Below are 18,876 nucleotides of genomic sequence, written 5' to 3'. Positions count from 1 at the left end.
CACGTGATCCCCGCGTCCGCATAAGTAGATATGCCGGCCGCCCGGTTGCTAGAAGCTAAACCCCAGGGGCCCCTTAACCAGCTTGAATCGTAACATGTGAGGACAAGACCCCCGATCCCAGCTCAGGGCGGCTGCGAGGCCTCGCGGACCTCACGGCCACCCTGACGTGGCCGGCTTAACTTCCGGGTTCGATACGAGACCGGGTGTTGCCCGGCCACTATGGCCGGGTCGGGGGTCCTAGTCAATCAATAGGTTTACTGGGCTTTTAAAACTTTCTCCTTCTCAACCGAGTATATTCCCTCTACTCTCAGCTCTCCGCCGCACTTGGGGCACTTGTCCTTGGCTAACCCTATGAAGTCCCCGGGCTCGAACTCCCTTTCCACCTGGAGCCCGCACTTAGCGCACTTCAGGAGCTCTCTCGTAACGTACTCCTTCTTCTTGGGCTTCCTCATGAAGGTGTCGAGGATGAGGTATGCTATTAGTAGAATCGTTATCGCTATGAGGAACAAGCTGTACGCGTCGACTCCATCAGGCATTAACCGGGCACCCCCATCGTGTTGCCTATTCCGGCCACTATTACCGTGGCCTTCGGCTTCGTCTCCTCCTCTATGATCTTGTCGACATACTTGTGAGCCTTATAGCATGCTTCGAAAATCTCCTTGCGCATCACGGTTATAGCTTCCCTTAAATCCATCTTTATAACGAGGGCCCTCAGCGGGATATTGTACTTGGAGGCCGCCCTCTCAATGGCTATCTTCTCGGGGCCCGGGTCACCTATGGCTGCTCCAACGCCCTCGGCGATCGAGCCCGTCTCCTCGCCCTCGAGCTTCAAGGCGGCGTCAATGGTTACTATCAAGTCAACGCTCCCCTTCAAATCCTCCACAAGCTTGTTCAAGACTGCACCGGGGTGTCCGACATTGCTACCAGGCCCCTCAGCCTTGACCACGAAGACCCTCCTATCCTTGTAGTAGAGCTCTATGATGCTGGTCTCATCGATAACCTTTCTCGAAACCACCTGCCCGTTCTCGATCAACCTGTGAACGGTTAAGGGGCCGGCTGCATCGCCGATCGGCTTACCCGTGGTGAAGGCGTCCAGGGCTTCGTGGTAAGTGTTGACGATCTTCATGATCATCGGCATCTGAAACTGTAGCTGCATTATGAGGATCCAGTTGTTCTCCCTCTCGCCGGTAAGCAGGTAGTGCCTCACGATCTTGTAGATGGTGTTCAAGGCGCCCACTATCGACAAGCTAGACTCGATCAGCGTCTTCTCATACCTGCCGACGTGCGGAATAGTTGACTCAACCATCTTCTTAACGGACTCGTCGGTCGTCCTCACCAAGTGGTCGAGCCTCTTGATTATGTCCGTGGGCTCGAGCGACACGGGCTCTATGGTGAAGAACTCTACAACCCTGTTGATCAACACGTCGGGGGCTGAAACCCCCAGGTTCCTCAGCATGTTGGCTATGCGACGCCTATCCTCCTCGACCAGGGACATTATCACGTTGAGCTTCGTCTTGATGTCCAGGATCCAGATCCTGGTTTGAATCTTCTGGTTTAAACCAGTAATTATGAGGAAGAAGAAGACGAGCCAAATCAACTGCATGATTAGGGATGCCGAATCTCCATCCATACTTTCCCACTCTACCTGCTTCTCAATCTCTAGAAGTTAAATAGTCATTTAAAAACATATGCAAAAACCTAGAGAGTAGTCACTACTACCTCCTTCTCGAGGACGATGAAAGTGTGCTCGAACTGTGCTACAAGCCCCTTCTCCCTCTCAACGAGAACAGGGTAGGAGATGAGGAGGTTGTTCCTCTCCATCACGGCTAGAGCGTTCCTCAAGCCCTCGAGGGAGGAGGCCAGCCGAGAATACCATCTCTCGGTGAACGGCAGGGTCCTCCTCTCCCCGTAGATGTCGTCGTAGATTCTCGAGAAGACGGGCGGTAGCCTAGCCCTGCGCCCCTGCTTCAAGGCGTAAATAGTCTTCAAGCTTAAATCCCTCACTAATCCCGCCCCGTTGGTCGCAAAGGGCTCGACGGCGTAGACTCCCTGCTCCAGCTTGAACCTTGCGAGAAAGTCGTGGTAGTTTGGAATGCTGAGTCCCGCGTGAATAGTGTAGGCTGATATGCTGTGACCGCTCAGGTTCCTGATAGGCTTGAAGCCGTAGCCCTTAATAGTCTCCTCGACGACCCTGCCGATCTCCGATGCCCTAACACCGGGCTTGAATACTTCCACTACTCTTTCAAGAGCCCTGCGGGCCGATTCAACCAGGCCCTCGGCGACGGGGTTGAAGCACAGCGTGGTAGCAGTGTCAGCTATGTGTCCGTCCACGTGGACCCCAATGTCTATCTTAACCACGGAGTTATCCGGTATTATCGAAGCATCACCGGGCAGCGGGGTGTAGTGCGCAGCTACCTCGTTTATCCCGATGTTGATCGGGAAGGCGGGGGAACCCCCTAGTTCCCTTATCCTGTTCTCCAAGTGCTCTGCAACATCTATCAACCTAGCGCCCGGCTTAACAACCCGCGCCGCCTCCTCCCTAACCCTCCTAGCTATCTCGCCCGCCTTCAAAAGCTTCCTCAACTCTTCATCCGAGACCACTGGAAACCCCTCCCGCTATGAGATAAAGATTTTTCCAAGTATTAAACAATAAGATAACATGGTGTGTTGAATGGGGTTCATCAAATACCTCGGCCACAGCTTCTTCGAAGTAATCCTAACAGGCCTCGACGACAAAGAGAAGACCATCCTCATAGATCCTTGGGTTGAAAACCCGCTGAGCCCGGTTAAAACATCCCACTACGCTGAGAGAAGAGTAGACTACATAGTAGTGACCCACGACCACGGAGACCACTTGGGAAACGCTATAGAAATAGCCAAGCACACCGGAGCCCCAGTTGTCGGAGTATACGAGATAAGCTTGTTCGCGCAGGAGCAAGGAGTTAGAGCGGTGGGAGGCAACATCGGCGGCCCCCTCGCCATCCCGGATGTTGAAGTGGTCTTAACTCCAGCGCTTCACAGCAGCAACCGGGGGGTTCCAGTCGGGGTCGTGGTCAGGGGCCGCGATCTGGCCGTCTACCACGCAGGGGACACCGGCTTGTTCAGCGAGATGGAGCTCATAGGAGAACTCTACGCCCCCGACATCGCGCTCCTACCAATAGGCGGGCACTTCACAATGGGGGTTAGGGAGGCAGCTAAAGCCGTGGAGCTGTTGAAGCCCAAGTACGTTATCCCAATGCACTATAACACGTTCCCGCTGATAAAAGCTGACCCGCTCGCCTTCAAGCAACTCGTGGAGTCGAGGACTCAGTCCAAGGTAGTCGTCTTGAAGCCGGGCGAGGTGTTCCCGTACCCGTAAGGATTAATTTGGTTTTTAAACAAATATGACTACGACAGCCCCGCTCCCACCTTTAAGAGCCCGTGGAAGCCGAGCCGCGCGGCCTCGATGACCACGGGTGTTAGGGGTGGGGGACACTGTTCCAGAACTTATTAATTAATCTCCCGGATAATAGAGGATTTGAAGAAGGAGGAGAGGGTTGTCCTTGAGCCTCGAGGATAGGTACAGGCTTGTGACCCGGAACCTTGCCGAGGTAGTCACTGAGGATGAGTTGAAGAAAGTCCTCGCGGAGAAGGAGAAGCCCAGGGCTTACCTCGGGTTCGAGCCCAGCGGGCTGGTGCACGTTGGATGGCTTGTCTGGATGTTCAAAGTCAGGGACCTGGTTGAAGCGGGAGTGGACTTCTACCTGCTGGAAGCCACTTGGCACGCTTACATCAACGATAAGCTCGGCGGGAGCCTCGAGCTGATCAGAAAGGCTGCGCGCTACACCAGAGTCGTCCTGGAGGCCATCGGGGTGCCGCCCGGCAGGGTTAAGTTCGTGGACGCCGAGGACTTGGCAAGCGATAAGGATTACTGGGCCCTCCTGCTTAAGTCAGCCAAGCAGGTCAGCCTCGCCCGGGTGAAAAGAGCGCTGACCATAATGGGGAGGAGGGTTGAAGAAGGCGAGACCGATTTCTCCAAGCTCGTATACCCGTTGATGCAGGTTACCGACATATTCTACCTCGACCTAGACATCGCGATGGGGGGAACGGATCAGAGGAAGGCCCACATGCTCGCGAGGGATGTCGCCGAGAAGCTGGGGCTGAGGAAGCCCGTGGCGATCCACACTCCAATAATTACGGGACTCCAGGGGCCCGGGAGGATGGAAGCAGGCATTGAAGCCGATGAAATAGCTGCTCAAGCAAAGATGAGCAAGAGCAAGCCTGAGACGGCCGTGTTCGTCCACGAGGAGCCGGAGTCGGTTGAATCCAAGATCATGAAGGCGTACTGCCCGCCTAGGGCGGCCGAGCTCAACCCTGTCTTAGAGATAAACAAGTACCTCTTATTCCAGCAGCCCGGTTTCAAACTAGTGGTCGAGCGGCCCGAGAAGTACGGTGGAACATTGATAATCGAGGAGTACAGCGTTCTCGAGAAACTCTACAGCGAGGGAAAACTCCATCCACTGGATTTGAAGAAGGCTACTGCCTCAGCTCTCAACAAGCTCCTCGACAATATTAGGGCGAGGATTTACAGCGACCCCGACGCCAGGAGCCTCCTCGAGGAGTTGAAGACGGCTAGGATTACCCGGTAGCTCCTCCTATCCACATTTAAAACCCCTGTGTAGTTATAAATCAGTCTTAGAGGGCCGGTAGCTCAGCCTGGAAGAGCGCCGCCCTTGCATGGCCTTAAGGGGCGGAACCGAGGTCGGAGAGAGGCGGAGGACCCGGGTTCAAATCCCGGCCGGTCCACTCTCCCTCAACGATGAATCCTTGGGAAGAACCGTTTAAACCGGGTTTGAGGAAAAAAAGCTTATGGTTAAGCATCCTCAACTGGACGGGGACTTTATCCTCTCCTCCACAATGATCATGGTAACCGTTGTCCTTATATCAGGGAGCCTCCTGACGTGATTCGTAACTATCTCCCTTATCTTCTCCAATGCATCGGCCTCAATCTTGACGACTACGTCGTAAGTACCATATACTACGTAGGCCTCCTTGACCTCCGGGATCTTGTATAGTTCGTCTAAAACCTTGGACTCGGCGCCGATCTCGGTCTGTATCAATACTATTGCGGCTGACTTCGCCATTCACTCCACCATGTTAGTATTTGACGACTCCAAGTAATAAATATTTCTAATGAGATTAAAACCATTAATATGGGATTAAGAGCGAGGAGGACGGGAGACATTAGGATTTACACTATAATATATTATGAAGACGACCCGGTTAAAAACACAGCTTTGAAAATGGTTAAAGCAGGGCTGGCCAAGCCGGTGGACCCGAGGACCGTTAAGCCAGGGTTAATCGTCCTCAACCCCTTCAGCAAGGACTACCTCGGACCCTGGCACAGGAGCATCGTCGAGGAAAGGGGGGTACTAGTCGTCGACGCTAGCTGGAAGATCCTCGGCCCCGAGAAGTTTAAGAGAGTGAAGGGCCTGCACTTGAAGCTGCCGCCGCTGCTCCCGGGAAACCCCGTGAACTACGGAAAGCCGTGCATCCTGTCCAGCGTGGAAGCCGTTGCCGCAGCCGCCTACATAACCGGCTTCGCGGAAACATACAGGGGGCTTCTGGGATTGTTCAAGTGGATGGGGACGTTCCACGACCTCAACGCTGAACTCCTCGGCTCTTACTCGAGAGCATCGAGCGCCAGCGAGCTAGAAAGCATCGTGAGAGAATACTGGGGTGAAAACCCTCCCTGCTAGAGGGGCCGGGACATAACCCGCGTTCTGTAAACCCGTATTCGTCTAAGCGGCCTCCACCGGTCGCGTGGCCCTCACACCGGATCCAGGCCTTGCACCGTGCGGGGCGGCCGTTTCAACGCGTCCGCAGCCGTCCTCAGCGGTTTAAAACCCCCGTCGCCGGGGGCCTAGCCGCATCAGAGCCATCCAGCCGCGGCCGTATCGTTTCTGTGCCGTTGCCACGGGGACTGCCCGTGCCCCTTACGGGGCCGCACTGCCACGGGGTGCGCGGAGTTTCCTCACCCCCCGGAGGGAGGCGTGAACGGGGTCCCGGCCCCCATGTAATATTAGTATAGACGCCCTCTTAACCCCCATGCTGAACTGGGGGGTTTAACGGCTCGGTTTCACCTCGAACAGGTGGAGGGCCTGGACCGAACCCCCAGAGATAACCCCCCAGTTCCACCCAAATATTTCAACTCTATCCCCTGGAGAAGCCGGGTTAAACCCCCACACCCCTTTGCTTCAACTCTAAAAAGCTAATTTGAGAATAACTGGTTAATATCAATTGAAAAATATAGTTTGTATAATGAAGATTAATTTTCCGAACTATTATTTTCTAATTTCTTACTATTGAAAAAAATGTTGAATTGTTGGAAGCGCTGTCCTGGAGGTGAATTGGAGGGGTGGGGGTTTGAATGATGTTTATCTCAGCGATAACCCCCCGGTTCCACCCTTCGGTTTCAAATGAATCGCCTAGACTCTCCCTGCGAGAGTAATATTTAATAGCGGTAGCTCATTTCAATGTTTATGGTGGGTGAAGTGGAAGAAGCCAGGTTGATCAACGTAGGCGGTAAACCCGTTGAAGACTACGTGTTCGAGGCGATCCTCGTGTTCCAGGAGGGGAGTAATCAAGTAGTGTTGAAGGGGAGCGGCGTCTTCATAAGTAAGGCCGTCGACGTCTACAACGCGCTGACTTCGAGGCTCGGGGATAGTGTTGAACTGGTTAAAGTCGAGATAGGGAGCGATAGGTTCAAGGGAAGGTTCAAATCGTACATCGCCATAACCGTCAGAAAGAAATACTGATCGTCTCCGGCTTCACAAGCTTCTTCTCGCTTAACGCTCGCATTAAATCCAATATGACTTCGGCGGCGTCAAGCCTGCCAGCTGAAATCTCATCTATCATCTCTTCCATTCTCCGAGTCAACTCCACCGAGGTTAGCCCCGGGTAGTTCGTGGAAACATACTTGTAGACTTCAACCCCGGTCTTAGTTGGTATCAGCTTAAACTTCTTCTTCGACTTTAAGACGTACCCGTGCCTTACGATGCTGGAGATGATTTTCGAATAAGTACTGGGCCTACCTATTCCAACCTTCTTCATTAGAGTGACCAGATCTCCCTCTGAGAATAAGGGCGTCCTACTCGACATTGACGACTTGAATTCCCTCACTCCCACCGCTGCTTCTTCGATGCCGGCTAGACTTTCATGGATCCTCACGCCTGCTACCTTGTTGAAACCATCCTCGATGATCCTGGTATAGGCTTCGAAAACGCCTAGCTTAGAGTCTCCTACCCACAAGCTGAAGCTCGCTTTAACGGCCTTGAAGGGCTTCATTTGGCTGGTTATGAATCGCTTGAAAATCATGTCGTAAACGCTGTAGTGTAAGCCGGTTAAGGGTATGGTTAGAGGTATCAAGCCCTCGGTGAACGCCTTCATCAAGTCGTCGGAGTCAAAGGGGTATACCGGGCGAATTGCTTCGTGAGCGCCAGGCTCCCCCCAGTGGCTCGGGCTGGAGAGGTCTCTCAACCCCTTGGACGAGAGATATTTCAGAGCTATCGAGATGCCTGCCGCGCTTATGTATCTTGAATCAGTCCTGTGATAAGTTATCAAGCCTGCTTCGAACAAGTCTTGAGCAATCTTCATGGCCAAGTTTACGGGTAACCCCCTTCTCGCAGCGTCCGCGAGGAATTCATCCGTCGTGTAGGGTGGCTTCGGCGAGACCTCGACGACCTCCTCGGCCTCCTTCCTCAAGATTATCCTATCCGCCGCCTTGGCCTTCTCTGCCAGGCCTGAGCCTGGATCGATGCATGTTGAATACTTAATTGACAAGGGCTCATCCAGCAGAAGCTCTATCCTCCTGCACTTGCTCCTCCCGTATTCAACGTATCTGTCGATGATCATGCCGAGCACGGGGGTTTGAACCCTCCCCGCGCCGAGATGCCTCTTACCGAACCTGGCCCACAGGTCTTGGCTGAGGCTGAAGCCCACGAGCCTGTCCAAGCTCCTACGGTAGATCTCCGCGAGGACTCTGTTCTTATCGATGCTTCTCTTCTTTTCGAGGGCCCGGGCGAACTCCTGGGGAGTTATCTCGTGGAGCTCGATCCTCCACACGTTCTTGTTAACCGGCGATACCGCCAGGTACACGTCGTAAGCAATTTTCTCACCCTCGATATCAGGGTCCGAGGCGATCAATACCTCGTCTACTTCGTTGGCCAGTTTCCTCAGGGCGTTCACAACGCTCCTCTGGTCGGAGAAGACCAGGCTCCCGCACCTGGGGCACATCGACTCGTGTGTGAACTGTGTTCCACACACTCTGCACCTCTTGATAGTATCGTACACGGGCGTGATCGAGCCGGCGTCGACGATTATTCCATAATTATCAACCGTGGGGTCGGTGGTTAGATCGTACAAGTGGCCCCTAGTCGCAGATATGTTTAAATCAACGATCTCGTCGCCGAGCTTGACCGGTATCTCATAAATGTTTAGATCCCCGATCCTCCTTGAAACCGCTTTCCCGAAGAACCTGGCGATCGTTTTAGCCTTAGTTGGGGATTCAACTACTACGAGCACGCTCCTGTACTTTATGGACCACTCACCCCTCCCGCTTCTCGTTGAATCGATCAACTCCTTCTCCCTGGAGGGGTCGATCCCGCTGAGCTCTTTGAAGCCGATGTCCCTGTTGATCATTTTCAGCTTCAGCTCTAGACCCTTCACCAGGTTGATGAGCGAGGGGTCTTCAACGATCACTGATAAGCCGTGCGTCATGCGTCCGTTGAAAAGCCTGCTTACTCTACCGCTCGCCTGAATGTAGGTCATGGCGTCCGGGATTATCGCGACATAGTTCTTCTGGCTCCTCAGTAAAGTAATGGATCCAACCTCCAAGACCCCGACTCTGTCGAGATGCCTCCTAAGCTCCTCCAGAGCTTCAGCGTAGATCGCTTTAAGCTCGATGTACTTGTTGTAGAGCTTCTCAAAACCTCTAATAGCATCTTCAGGTATCCTCCCGTTCAACACGTTCTTCAAAAGCCTCGTCTCACCGGGACTTAAGAAGTAGACCAGCCGCCTAACGCTGAACGCCTTCTCTCTGTGAGCTTTCACACCGGTTTTCTCAGCCAGCTCAATAAGGACTCTGGCAAGCATGTTGGGGTTTGAAAGGAATGATTCCAGGTCAACGGTGAAGACGGGTGTTCCAAGGAATACAACGTACCTTATGCTCTGGGGAGCGTCGATCCCCCTGACGCTGGATCCGTAGTAGCTCGCGCTCCCTAATAGAATATCGACCTGCTTGCTGACTAGCTTCAAAACCCCCTGGGGAGTAGCCTCGGCTGTCTTAAAGCCTTTCCCCTCGAGGATTTTCCTCAAGTCTTCGGAAGCCTTCACGAGCATCTGCTTGAAGGGATGCCTTGGGGAGGTGTAAATAATCCCCCCAGGCCCCAGCTTCTCGATAACTCCCGCAAGCTCTTGAGCGATGTTTTCAAATCTCTCCGCAACGTAGGAGTCTGAGACGTCCCTTCCGTAGATGGTAATCCCCGATACATCCACGTGGAGCAGGTCCTTGAGCACTCTCCCCATCAAGCCCTTGATCCTACCGGTGGCTGAAGCGACTACTAGTTGCCTCCGCTTCATCTTCTTAACGGCTGTCTCGATCTGCAAGTCAAGATTCAAGTACTCCTTGATGTAGTTTGAATAGGACTCCTCGTTGTTTAAGCTCTTGTTGACCAGGATCTTCCAGAGAAGCTGATGCCTCTTCTTCGCCAGCTCAACGACCCCCTCGGTGAAGCCCAGCAGGAATAAGAGCCTTAGAATGTTCTTCTCGCTCCTCAGCAAGCTGTCGACATCATCCACGATTACGACGTCGTATTCATGCCTCCTCAATAATTCGAAATACCTGCCTAGGAAGCTGTTCGTTATCACTAGTATCTTGAACTCCCCTCTAGATATCAGCTCCATCGACTCCGCCTTCTTCTTCTTCGAAAGCCCTGAGTCATAGAACACTATTCCCCGGGTTCCCCCCGCGTTCTCCACGATCCTCAAGTATATCTGCTTTCCGAGAGCCCGCGTAGGAGTAACGTAGAGTACTCTCTTCCCCCTCGTACTAGCGAACACGGCGTAGGCTACGAGGAGGGTTGTCTTACCCATTCCTGTAGGAGCTATCAGGACAGTGTTCTCCCCTGATAGTATTCTTTTAACCCAGGTCTTCTGGGCCCCCCATGGAGTAAGCCCCCTAGTCACCGTCTTGAAGAAGGCTTCGAAATCCCTTGCTTCATCCTCCATTATCTTGCTAAGGGAGAAGATGTTGAGGGAATCGTTTAAACCACTACTGCATTTTCCACATCTCCCATTCTCTTCTAAATCCCTCGAGGTAGCGTCTCCGCCGCAAATAGGGCATGAGTTCTTGTACAATGGGTTTAAAGCAGGCGTCAATCTTCATCCTCAGTAAACGAATGCTCAATGCGGGAATGTTTTAAAAGGAGGGGTCATGTATTACCGGGATGGAAAGGTTTTTATAGTAGCAGAGTAATCATTACTTAATCCAGTATAAACAAACCCATAGGGTGTGAAGTATGGCGCAACCACAGAGTGCAAACACAGTCTTAGTTGGAAAGAAACCCGTTATGAACTACGTGATAGCTGTATTAACCCTGGTACACCAGGGAGTAAAAGAAGTATACATCAAGGCCCGGGGAAGAGCCATCAGCAAAGCCGTTGACACCGTTGAAATAATCAGGAACAGGTTCCTACCGGGCAAGGTCGAGGTCGAGGACATCAAGATCGGCAGCCAAACCGTCACCAACCCGCAGGGCAAGGAGACCAGAGTCAGCATCATCGAGGTCAAATTGAAGGTTAAGGAGTAAACGGGTTTAAACGCTAAACAGTGTTTTTCTAGAAATATTTCATCAAATCATTCATTACAAACCACCTCCTAATGGTAAAGAGTGATGCCCAGGGTTTTCAAGAACTCCGTACTCATAGAGCCTTTCAGCCTCGACTACGGGGGTTTCACATCCTTTCTGGATGATCTAGCGGGAAGCGGTATTGGAATCGTCCACGTTGTCCGGCGCCCCGGCTACACGCTGGTCGATCTCCGAGGAGAGGGCGTTCAAATTGCCGTAGCACCTTTCACCGTGATAATTCCCCCGGAGCAAGGGGATGCAGGCGTCCTAGTTGCTGAGAAACACGTTCTGCAGTACTACGTGAACCGGAAGGATTCATGGCTCGACTACTCCACGGTCAGCCCTGCTCACTTGTCAGGCCTGCTGAAGCAGTTCGAGTCGCTCGGGGAGCTGAGGGTTTCCGACTGGAGTGTGAAGGCGTCAGAGGCAAGCATCGAGTGTGAGAGGGTTGCCGCCGCCGACTACATCTACACTAGCTTGGCCGGGCTGGCAGGGCACATCGACTTCTCGGAGTCGAGGATGGTTGGGGAGGTGCGGGGTAAGGGCTTAGCCCGGGGAGGGGTCATCCTCCTGGGCGTGAAGAGCGGAGACTACGTCCCGCTGGTGGAAGCACGCTTCGACGAGAAGATGCTTCTGGCAAAGGTGCCGGGCAAGGAGGCATGCCCCGGCTTCTGGAGAGTGATTCACTGGTTGATAACTGATTTAGCCGCTGGATCCCGTGAGTGAAAAGCATTCTAAGATGCGAAGTCGTCCTCGCCCAGGTCGAGAGCTGACGTCTTCCTCTTCCTGGACTGATACTCCTCAGGGGTTTTCTCGAGGACGATCTCGTAGAGGCGGGCCTCCTCTCCCCCAGGCTTAGGTCTCAGCAGCCTTCCAAGCCTCTGTATGAACTGCCTGCGGGACCCGGTTCCCGACACCATTACTCCAACGTTGGCGTCCGGGATGTCTAATCCCTCATCGCCCACCGTTGTCACCACCAGTATTCCCTTCGGAGAGGCCTTGAACTCCTCCAGTATCCTCTTGCGCTCCAAGGGGGGTACTTCGCCCGTTAGCAAGTAGGCTCCAAGCCTCTTGCTGAGCTCCTCAGCCTGCTCCACGTACTGCGTGAAGACTATTATCTTCCCCCCTTTCTTCAACTCATCCAACGCTATTTCGACGGCCTTGTCTATCTTGGCCTCGGATTTAGCCAGCATCATCCTCATCTGGCTGTGTATTTTCAAAGCCTCCTTCGCCCTAGGGTCCCCCCTCATCGCGTCCTCCAATACCTTCTTGAAATCCCTCCCGTTAGCGAGCTTGAAGTAGAGCCTCCTCAGCGAGTTGTACTGCTCCAGCTCCTCCCCCTTGAGCCTCACCTTCACCGTGTAGACACGGTACCTTGCTAAATACCCCATCACCGAGAGCTCGGCCGGGGTCTTATGGTAGATTATTCCGCCTAGAAGGGGGAAGAGCTCCTCATGCCTCCCGTCCTCCCTGTACGGCGTAGCGGATAAGCCGAGCCTGTACTTCGCTATACTGTGGACCGCTATGTGCTTGAACTTGTCCGCGGGCAGGTGGTGGACTTCGTCGACTATTAGAAGGTCGAAGAGCGGGGAGAGCTCGTTGATAATCCTGAACCCGCTTTGATAAGTAGTAATGGTTATCGGGGCAAGCCTCTTCTCCTCACTATAGATCACGCCGATCATCGATGATGGAATATTAGTCGCCTTGAGAATGGCGTCCCTCCACTGGAACATCTGCTCCCTGGTGAACGTTATCACGAGGCTCCTCCTACCCGTCGAGGCTATAGCCGCGACTCCAATCAGGGTTTTCCCTGAGCCGGTCGGCAGAGCCACTATTCCCTGGTGATTGTTGCTTCTCCACTTGTCGAGGGCTTCGAGCTGGTATTCTCTAAGGGAGATTTTCGACAGCTCAGGCTTCAGGGGGAGGAGCTTGTCCTCTAGGAGCCTCCCCGGGTCCCTGAGCTCGACGCCTAGACTGCTCAGCTTGGAGTGGACGATCGCCAGCTTGTACGGCGGGATCCTGTATACGATGCCCGCGTCGCTTGAAGAGGCTCTCCTCGCCCCGGCTTCGCCCAGGACTGGCCTAACCTTGTTGAAGACGGGCCATGGAACGTGCAGCTTCACATAGCCCGTTACGCTGTCCCACTCGACTAGCGGAGCATATGCTTCAAAAGCCTTCTTCAAATCTTCAATGCTCCCCTCAACCTCTAGTTGATGCTCCTTGATCAACTCTATAACGTCCTGGTAGTCGTAGCCGTTTCGAACCGCTTTCTCGACGTTCAGAGCAAACCTTTTCTCCCCGTTTTCGACGCCGGAGTACTCTGCGATTCTCAGGATCTCTTTGAAAGCATCATCGCTGATCCACCTCCGGGTCTTCAATACTATCATGCCTCATCCTCCTCGTACAACACTACTTCCTCGGGCTCGGGGATCTCTATTGAAGCATTGGCCAAGCCCCCGCTTCTACAGGCCACCCCGTACGCCCCGGGCCAGTACGTCTTCCCAATGAAAAACTCCACTCTGCCTCCACGGCTCCGTATGATCTCCGTGTATTTTAAAAACTGAGCGATCTTCTCGTCCAGAACGGTTTCAGGGGGCATCAATATTGAGAGCCCAACCGGCTCAACCCTGTAGGACTCGTCCACGAGGACCAGCTTCAATAGGAGGCACAGCCTTACGCCCTCGCACTCGCCGCAAACCCTAGCGTAGTCCGCTCCGAGTTCGCGGGCCTGCGACGCGGCATCTCTCAACAAATCCTTGGGAACGCCCATCCTCAACAGCTTCTCATCGATCGAGTACTCTATGATGCTTCACCGCTCCAACACTACTTTCCATCCCGGTCCACGATTATATTTGTTGATAAAAGGAGGAGCGAGCGGGGATTGGTCAACGCGTGGGTTTCTCCTCACCGCTCAGTACTTAAAACCCCGTTCATCCCTGCATGTTTAAATTTTTATATAAGCATTTTAAAAATACTTGCTTAACCATGGTGAAACAATGTTCAGGGTTAAAACAGGCAGGGTGCTTATCGTTAGGAAGCCCAGCGAGAAGGAGATCGAAGACATAGCTGGAAAGCTTATGAAAACGTACTCGCGGAGCAAAGCCGACAGGATGAAGATGAGGCTGATGGCTAACGAGTTGCTGAGGCTTTTGAAGCCGAATCTCTCCTACAAGGACCTCTACGAGCTAACCGGGATCCCCGAGTCGGTACTGTGCAGATACGCCAGGGGCTCCATAATACCCAGTTTCGAGCAGGCGGCAAGCATTCTAGCGAAGATAGCCTTGTCGATAGACATCGGCTTTTTCATCAAGGAGCTTGTTGAAAGGGAGAAGAGCCCGATAATAGACTTGCTCAGGGTTTTGAAGGACCCGTACATAAGCAGGCTCTTGTCGGTGATGCTCCTACTCGAGCTGACCGGTAAGGAGGTAACAAAGATCATAGCTACGGCCGAGGCGGTCCTGCCGGTGGCTTCATTCCTGTCGACGGAGTTCAACGCGCCGGTGATACTTATCAAGCGTAAGAGCTACCCCGGCGTCCAGTACTACAGTACAATGGTTATGAGGAGTCCCAAGGAGATTGAAATGCTCTACCTAGACAGGGATCTCGTGGGGAGGAAGGATAAAGTGCTGGTCATCGCCGACGTGGTTTACTCGGGAAGGACTTTGAGCAGCGTGCTAGACCTGCTCAACAAGTCGAGAGCAGAGATAGTCGACGTGATAGCCATCCTGGGGTTGGGCGAGGCGTGGAAGATGCGCCTCGAGGATCAAGGCGTGAAGGTTTTGACCACGATACCGTTTGCTATTTGATTGGGATTAGTGTGGGATTAGAGATATTATTATAAACGTGCTTAAACAAATTAACAATGAAAGGGGTGGACGATGAAGATCGAAGAATTAGTTAAGGTTGATTCAAAGGGTAGGGTTACAATTCCGATGGCTGTCAGGGAGATCCTGGATATTAGAGAGGGGATGTACCTTCTAATAGTAGCGGATAAGGATAAGAAGGAGCTGAAGCTTCTTCCAATACCAGTCGCAGCCAAGCTGATAAGGGTTAAACTGGTGGTTGAGGACCGCCCGGGCGTGCTGGCCGAGCTCACCAAGTTCCTGGCTCAGCACAACATAGACATCATTTCGACTAGGTGCACAGTGCTGAAGAGGGAGGAGCTCGGAGAGTGCGAGATGATAGTTGACTTGGCTAAGTCCGAGTGGGGGGAGCCAAGCATTGTCGCCGATGAGATGAAGAAGCTGGAGCCTGTTAGAAGCGTTGAAGCAAACTACATGTCGGTTGAATAAGGTTTAACGTACTATGAAGACTGTTAAAGTGGGTTGTTGCGGATTCCCAACAGCCCGGTCGAAATACTATAAGGTTTTTAAAACAGTCGAGCTTCAAAACACGTTCTACGACCTGCCAAGCGTTGAATGGGCCTCCGGCCTCAGGAGGGAAGCGCCGGAGGGGTTTGAGTTCACGGTAAAGGCTTGGCAGGTTATAACGCATCCTTCCTCATCGCCCACGTGGAGGAGGATGAAGAAGAAGCTGGGCGGAGACCCAAGCAACTACGGCTTCCTGAAGCCCAGCAGGGAGAATATTGAAGCGTTGGAGAAGACTATCGAGGTAGCGGAGGCGCTTGGAGCAGTCATCATAGTTTTTCAAACCCCCGGGAGCATGCCTTTCAACGAGGAGGCTGTCAAGTGGGTTGACGAGTTCTTCGAGACCGCTGTCTCGATGACCACTCGGGTGAGGTATGGGTGGGAGCCCCGGGGCGAGTGGGCTAGGGCGCCTATCCTAGGGGAGCTGCTCAGCGAGCACGGAGTTATTCACGTGGTCGACCTGCTGAGAGCTCGCCCAGCGTACAGTAGCGACATCCTGTACACTAGGCTCCACGGGCTGGGGAGGGGCGAGGTGAACTACTCCTACGTCTACACGGACAAGGACCTCGAGGAGCTGTCTCTCCTTCTGCGGAACGCGGAGTTCAGCAAGGCTTACGTGATGTTCAACAATGTGAGGATGCTGGATGATGCATCCAGGTTTAAGCAGTTATCGGCGCGCGTGCTCGGGGGAGCAGTGGAGTAGCGAGCTCGAGGCTTAACGATCAAGCCGGGAACGATTCTCCCCGGCAGTATGAGTCAGCCAGGGTTCGACGTTCTTCATCACGGATGCTCGAAATGGATAGGGCGTTCATCACTTCAAACTACTCAATGTCTTAACGATATTTAATACCTTGCCCATCGAGTCCTGCAACCCCTCGGGCTCGACGCACAGCTTTAAAACGCTTCTCGGGATGCTTGAAGGGTCTGAAGGAGGGCTCCTGGCGTTGACTACTCGAAGGCTCACTCGATTCTTCCCGCCGCAGTAAACGTGGAGTACGGTTTCACCTACTTTTTCGAAGCAGGCCTTCCTGTTGGGGCAGGGGCATTGTGCTTCGATCACCAGCCAGTACTCGAGGCACGCGGCCCTCCATGAACGAGCGGATTCCAGCGCGCCTCTAACGTCGGCGGCGATATCATCCGGGCTCACGGACTCGTATGTTTTGAAAGCGTTTATCGTCGACGGGGGAGTCAGCCTTGTCTTGAAGCCCTTCTCCCTGAGCATTCTCTCGGTTCTCGAAACCCATCCTGGCTGGACGTCTATGATCATGCTGAGGAACAGCTTGCTGCTTCTCAAGCCCGCTCACCACTAATTCATTACTAGGCGGCCGGCTTATATTCTGGCTAATGATCGGTGTCCAGCAGGCATTAAGGGAGCTCAGCCGGGGATAACTTCGTCACTGATCCGCGCTCTTTTCTTCTTCATCGCTGAAGCAGGGCGTAAGTGTAGTGGTCTTCAGAAACACGGACCTTCTTCACGGATCCGTTATGTGGCGATTCATCATCACATTACTCACTATTTATTAGGCTGGTTAATATAATTCATAAGGAGCCAAAATCAGGCATGGCTAACGGTGCTCCGAGATGATGAGTCAACCACCCCGCAAGACTATGTGGATCATTCAAGCATTATCCATGGTTCTATTCGCGCTGGTTTCAGCGGTAGTGCCTCAGTGGGCTTTCGCCTTCTTCCTAGTCTACTTCATAGTGTTCATGGCCGTAATGTTCAAGCTCACCAGCCGCAGCATGAAGCCGCCTCCGAAGAGCGAGCTCGGGTCGCCGTTGTTCAAGGAGTCCAATCCCATGAACGCTATGATGTACGACAAGTACTTGAACGCAGAGCTGAAGAAGCAGATGTCGATGATGATGTTGAACTTCATGCTCCTCTTCTTCGTATTCATACTCTGGAGCCTCTACCAGGCGTCGATAGGTCCTTTCATAGTGGAGTTCGCCAGCCAGTACACTGAGAACGAGGTCGTCTTGAGGTTCATATACTTCATAGGAATGTACACCTTCTTCTTCGGCGTCATGCAGGGGTTGAGGTATTTGTTGTTCAGGGGGAGCGATATGCAGACATTCCTCTTCGCTAGAATAGGGTTCGAAGTATACAAGAAGGGAGTAATGGTGGACGGGAGGCAGTACGTCGGGTTCACCGAGGACTTGTGCTTCGTTCCCGAGCCCGATAGGAAGTTCGTCGAGCTGAGGAGCCTCAGGAACAAGAGCATGAAGCTCCGACTCTACACTCTTGAAACGGGGAGGCTTGTCGACAGGTTGAAAGAGGCTGGTTTGAGTGAGTGTAAAGCATAAGTGCGTGGTGTGCGGCAGGCCGTTTCCAGCTGGACAGGGAATCGTCTTGAAATACGGTGATCTAACCATCAGCTTCCACAGCTCTAGGTGTGCTTCGCGCTTCTTCAAGGCTCTAATCGAGCGAGTGCCCCCGGAGGAGTTGAAGCCCTACGTTAGAAAGATAGTGGAGGAGTATGAGGACTTTCTCTCGCGAAGGGAGAAGGCCAGGGTTAAGAAACTGTAAGGTATTCCCCGGTCTCGCGTGAAACCGTTTCGCGGAGGTTTTCCCTCGATGAACTTGAGTGGGAGGATCCGAGGCTTCCTGGGGACGAGGAAGGGCAAGATAATCACCTCCCTGCTAATTGTGGTCACCGTTCTAGCAGTGATTCCTATACCCGAAGTGGGAAGCCCCGTCGAGGAATTAGCCTTCCCGAACAGCCGGTTCGCGGAGATAGATGGGTTTAAAGTACACTACATCGAGGAGGGCTCCGGTGACAGGGTCTTCGTCCTCCTCCACGGCTTCGGGGCGAGCGTCTTCTCGTGGAGATGCATAATCGGTAACCTCTCCTCAATGGGCAGGGTCATAGCTTTCGACAGGCCCGGCTTCGGCTTAACCGAGAGGGTGGAGCCGGGGAGGACGCCCTACAACCCCTACACTAGTGAAGGGGTTGTCGAGCTCACCTACAGGCTCCTGTTGAAGCTCAACGTTTCGAGAGCCGTCATCATAGGTCACTCGGCCGGGGGAGGGCTGGCGCTCCTCTTCGCACTGAAGCACCCGGAGATGGTCGACTCAATCATCTTGATCGCTCCGGCGTGGAAGCCGAGGATAAGACAGTGGTATGAGCAATTATTGTACAATATCCCGCTGGCGGACAAGTACGGCCCCCTCCTCGTCAGAGGCTTCGTCGGCCAGCTCGAGCAAATCCTCTACAAGGCCTGGTACAATAAAACACTGCTCACCAGCGACGTGGTCGAGGGTTATAAACACCCATTGAAGGCAAGAAACTGGGATAAAGGGCTCTACTGGATCCTCAAGTACAGCGACTTCCCCGACATCGCGAAATCCCTGGGAAATCTGAGCAAACCGGTCTTCATAATCCACGGGGACAAGGATGAAATAGTCCCGTTGCAATCGAGCATCGAGCTCAGCAATCTAGTCAACTCCACGCTAATAATCATGGAGAACGTTGGACACCTCCCCCACGAAGAATCACCAGAAAAATTCCTCGAGCTTCAACCTCTCACTCTCAACCCCACCTGACTGCTTCGAGAAAACTCCACGCTGTCCTCGATCATTGGTGAGGAGGCTTATGAGAGTTTTATCGGCTCGATTGAGGGAT

Annotated in this window: 20 protein-coding genes, 1 tRNA gene, 1 rRNA gene and 1 other RNA gene; 13 read left to right on the top strand and 10 right to left on the bottom strand. The window is 53.2% G+C overall.

Annotated elements, in window-relative coordinates; genetic code table 11:
- Positions 1-112: 112 nt before the first annotated feature.
- The 4 genes from rrf to map form a co-directional block, all read right to left on the bottom strand.
- A 5S ribosomal RNA gene (rrf, locus tag QXH45_06725) occupies positions 113-231 on the bottom strand.
- Between the two features lie 23 nt (positions 232-254).
- Complete coding sequence (locus QXH45_06720; GenBank protein MEM2078936.1) at positions 255-536, bottom strand: hypothetical protein; 282 nt, start codon at positions 534-536, stop codon at positions 255-257.
- On the bottom strand, positions 536-1,630 hold the full coding sequence (locus QXH45_06715) for a DUF1512 domain-containing protein (protein ID MEM2078935.1): 1,095 nt from the start codon (positions 1,628-1,630) through the stop codon (positions 536-538). The genes QXH45_06720 and QXH45_06715 overlap by 1 nt, the downstream gene beginning before the upstream one ends.
- Before the next feature lie 68 nt (positions 1,631-1,698).
- Complete coding sequence (gene map / locus QXH45_06710; protein MEM2078934.1) at positions 1,699-2,601, bottom strand: type II methionyl aminopeptidase; 903 nt, start codon at positions 2,599-2,601, stop codon at positions 1,699-1,701.
- Positions 2,602-2,671: 70 nt separating this feature from the next.
- Between map and QXH45_06705 the strand changes: the two genes are divergently transcribed.
- The 3 genes from QXH45_06705 to QXH45_06695 all read left to right on the top strand — a co-directional run bounded on the left by QXH45_06705 (position 2,672) and on the right by QXH45_06695 (position 4,785).
- A complete protein-coding gene (locus QXH45_06705; GenBank protein ID MEM2078933.1) occupies positions 2,672-3,358 on the top strand; it encodes a metal-dependent hydrolase in 687 nt (228 codons plus the stop codon).
- A 184-nt stretch (positions 3,359-3,542) separates the two neighbouring features.
- The gene (locus QXH45_06700) at positions 3,543-4,628 is read left to right on the top strand and encodes a tyrosine--tRNA ligase (protein ID MEM2078932.1); all 1,086 of its coding nucleotides are present in this window, start codon (positions 3,543-3,545) and stop codon (positions 4,626-4,628) included.
- Between the two features lie 51 nt (positions 4,629-4,679).
- Positions 4,680-4,785 (top strand) — tRNA-Ala (locus QXH45_06695).
- Between the two features lie 77 nt (positions 4,786-4,862).
- Here QXH45_06695 and QXH45_06690 read toward each other — a convergent pair.
- The gene (locus tag QXH45_06690; GenBank protein MEM2078931.1) at positions 4,863-5,123 is read right to left on the bottom strand and encodes an Lrp/AsnC ligand binding domain-containing protein; all 261 of its coding nucleotides are present in this window, start codon (positions 5,121-5,123) and stop codon (positions 4,863-4,865) included.
- Between the two features lie 69 nt (positions 5,124-5,192).
- Here QXH45_06690 and QXH45_06685 point away from each other — a divergent pair, with 69 nt between their 5' ends.
- Positions 5,193-5,738 (top strand): DUF367 family protein, encoded by a 546-nt coding sequence (locus QXH45_06685; GenBank protein ID MEM2078930.1) that lies wholly within the window; start codon positions 5,193-5,195, stop codon positions 5,736-5,738.
- A gap of 1 nt (position 5,739) precedes the next feature.
- On the opposite strand, the gene rnpB is transcribed toward QXH45_06685, so the two are convergent.
- Positions 5,740-6,052: RNase P RNA component (gene rnpB, locus QXH45_06680), an RNA gene on the bottom strand.
- A gap of 481 nt (positions 6,053-6,533) precedes the next feature.
- Here rnpB and QXH45_06675 point away from each other — a divergent pair.
- Entirely contained in the window at positions 6,534-6,797 is a 264-nt protein-coding gene (locus tag QXH45_06675) for a DNA-binding protein (protein ID MEM2078929.1), read from the top strand.
- Here QXH45_06675 and rgy read toward each other — a convergent pair.
- Positions 6,781-10,416 (bottom strand): reverse gyrase, encoded by a 3,636-nt coding sequence (gene rgy, locus QXH45_06670; protein MEM2078928.1) that lies wholly within the window; start codon positions 10,414-10,416, stop codon positions 6,781-6,783. The genes QXH45_06675 and rgy overlap by 17 nt on opposite strands.
- Before the next feature lie 140 nt (positions 10,417-10,556).
- Here rgy and albA point away from each other — a divergent pair, with 140 nt between their 5' ends.
- Positions 10,557-10,847 (top strand): DNA-binding protein Alba, encoded by a 291-nt coding sequence (gene albA / locus QXH45_06665; GenBank protein MEM2078927.1) that lies wholly within the window; start codon positions 10,557-10,559, stop codon positions 10,845-10,847.
- Between the two features lie 84 nt (positions 10,848-10,931).
- Positions 10,932-11,612 (top strand): hypothetical protein, encoded by a 681-nt coding sequence (locus QXH45_06660; GenBank protein MEM2078926.1) that lies wholly within the window; start codon positions 10,932-10,934, stop codon positions 11,610-11,612.
- Positions 11,613-11,620: 8 nt separating this feature from the next.
- On the opposite strand, the gene QXH45_06655 is transcribed toward QXH45_06660, so the two are convergent.
- Both QXH45_06655 and QXH45_06650 read right to left on the bottom strand, forming a co-directional pair.
- Positions 11,621-13,273, bottom strand: a complete 1,653-nt coding sequence (locus QXH45_06655; protein ID MEM2078925.1) for a DEAD/DEAH box helicase — start codon at positions 13,271-13,273, stop codon at positions 11,621-11,623.
- On the bottom strand, positions 13,270-13,656 hold the full coding sequence (locus QXH45_06650; protein ID MEM2078924.1) for a hypothetical protein: 387 nt from the start codon (positions 13,654-13,656) through the stop codon (positions 13,270-13,272). The genes QXH45_06655 and QXH45_06650 overlap by 4 nt, the downstream gene beginning before the upstream one ends.
- 226 nt (positions 13,657-13,882) lie before the next feature.
- Between QXH45_06650 and QXH45_06645 the strand changes: the two genes are divergently transcribed.
- From QXH45_06645 to QXH45_06635, 3 genes are all read left to right on the top strand, one after another.
- Positions 13,883-14,692, top strand: coding sequence for a phosphoribosyltransferase family protein (locus QXH45_06645; protein MEM2078923.1), 810 nt, complete (start codon positions 13,883-13,885; stop codon positions 14,690-14,692).
- A gap of 72 nt (positions 14,693-14,764) precedes the next feature.
- A complete protein-coding gene (locus QXH45_06640; protein MEM2078922.1) occupies positions 14,765-15,178 on the top strand; it encodes an ACT domain-containing protein in 414 nt (137 codons plus the stop codon).
- Positions 15,179-15,191: 13 nt separating this feature from the next.
- On the top strand, positions 15,192-15,956 hold the full coding sequence (locus QXH45_06635) for a DUF72 domain-containing protein (GenBank protein MEM2078921.1): 765 nt from the start codon (positions 15,192-15,194) through the stop codon (positions 15,954-15,956).
- Positions 15,957-16,064: 108 nt separating this feature from the next.
- Here the strand turns inward: QXH45_06635 and QXH45_06630 are convergent, their stop codons facing one another.
- Positions 16,065-16,547, bottom strand: a complete 483-nt coding sequence (locus QXH45_06630) for a hypothetical protein (GenBank protein MEM2078920.1) — start codon at positions 16,545-16,547, stop codon at positions 16,065-16,067.
- 287 nt (positions 16,548-16,834) lie between these two features.
- On the opposite strand from QXH45_06630, the gene QXH45_06625 reads away from it, so the two are divergent.
- Genes QXH45_06625 through QXH45_06615 form a run of 3 tightly spaced genes read left to right on the top strand, consistent with a single transcriptional unit; the run spans position 16,835 to position 18,797 of the window.
- Complete coding sequence (locus QXH45_06625; GenBank protein MEM2078919.1) at positions 16,835-17,557, top strand: DUF2208 domain-containing protein; 723 nt, start codon at positions 16,835-16,837, stop codon at positions 17,555-17,557.
- Entirely contained in the window at positions 17,541-17,780 is a 240-nt protein-coding gene (locus QXH45_06620) for a hypothetical protein (protein ID MEM2078918.1), read from the top strand. Before QXH45_06625 ends, QXH45_06620 begins: the two co-directional genes overlap by 17 nt.
- Positions 17,781-17,828: 48 nt before the next feature.
- Positions 17,829-18,797, top strand: coding sequence for an alpha/beta hydrolase (locus QXH45_06615; protein ID MEM2078917.1), 969 nt, complete (start codon positions 17,829-17,831; stop codon positions 18,795-18,797).
- The last annotated feature ends 79 nt before the right edge of the window (positions 18,798-18,876 follow it).

Origin of the sequence: Thermosphaera sp., from assembly GCA_038827615.1 — an archaeon.
In the GTDB taxonomy this organism is placed as follows: Archaea; Thermoproteota; Thermoprotei_A; order Sulfolobales; family Desulfurococcaceae; genus Thermosphaera.
Note: the sequence above shows the minus strand (reverse complement) of the source record. Positions and strands in the feature narration are given on the sequence as shown.

Excerpts from the sequence above, each read along its gene's own strand:
- QXH45_06720 (MEM2078936.1), bottom strand. The coding sequence starts at position 536 with ATGCCTGATGGAGTCGACGCGTACAGCTTGTTCCTCATAGCGATAACG.
- QXH45_06715 (MEM2078935.1), bottom strand. The coding sequence starts at position 1,630 with ATGGATGGAGATTCGGCATCCCTAATCATGCAGTTGATTTGGCTCGTC.
- QXH45_06705 (MEM2078933.1), top strand. The coding sequence starts at position 2,672 with ATGGGGTTCATCAAATACCTCGGCCACAGCTTCTTCGAAGTAATCCTA.
- QXH45_06690 (MEM2078931.1), bottom strand. The coding sequence starts at position 5,123 with ATGGCGAAGTCAGCCGCAATAGTATTGATACAGACCGAGATCGGCGCC.
- QXH45_06685 (MEM2078930.1), top strand. The coding sequence starts at position 5,193 with ATGGGATTAAGAGCGAGGAGGACGGGAGACATTAGGATTTACACTATA.
- albA (MEM2078927.1), top strand. The coding sequence starts at position 10,557 with ATGGCGCAACCACAGAGTGCAAACACAGTCTTAGTTGGAAAGAAACCC.
- QXH45_06660 (MEM2078926.1), top strand. The coding sequence starts at position 10,932 with ATGCCCAGGGTTTTCAAGAACTCCGTACTCATAGAGCCTTTCAGCCTC.
- QXH45_06655 (MEM2078925.1), bottom strand. The coding sequence starts at position 13,273 with ATGATAGTATTGAAGACCCGGAGGTGGATCAGCGATGATGCTTTCAAA.
- QXH45_06650 (MEM2078924.1), bottom strand. The coding sequence starts at position 13,656 with ATGGGCGTTCCCAAGGATTTGTTGAGAGATGCCGCGTCGCAGGCCCGC.
- QXH45_06645 (MEM2078923.1), top strand. The coding sequence starts at position 13,883 with ATGTTCAGGGTTAAAACAGGCAGGGTGCTTATCGTTAGGAAGCCCAGC.
- QXH45_06640 (MEM2078922.1), top strand. The coding sequence starts at position 14,765 with ATGAAGATCGAAGAATTAGTTAAGGTTGATTCAAAGGGTAGGGTTACA.
- QXH45_06635 (MEM2078921.1), top strand. The coding sequence starts at position 15,192 with ATGAAGACTGTTAAAGTGGGTTGTTGCGGATTCCCAACAGCCCGGTCG.
- QXH45_06625 (MEM2078919.1), top strand. The coding sequence starts at position 16,835 with ATGATGAGTCAACCACCCCGCAAGACTATGTGGATCATTCAAGCATTA.
- QXH45_06615 (MEM2078917.1), top strand. The coding sequence starts at position 17,829 with ATGAACTTGAGTGGGAGGATCCGAGGCTTCCTGGGGACGAGGAAGGGC.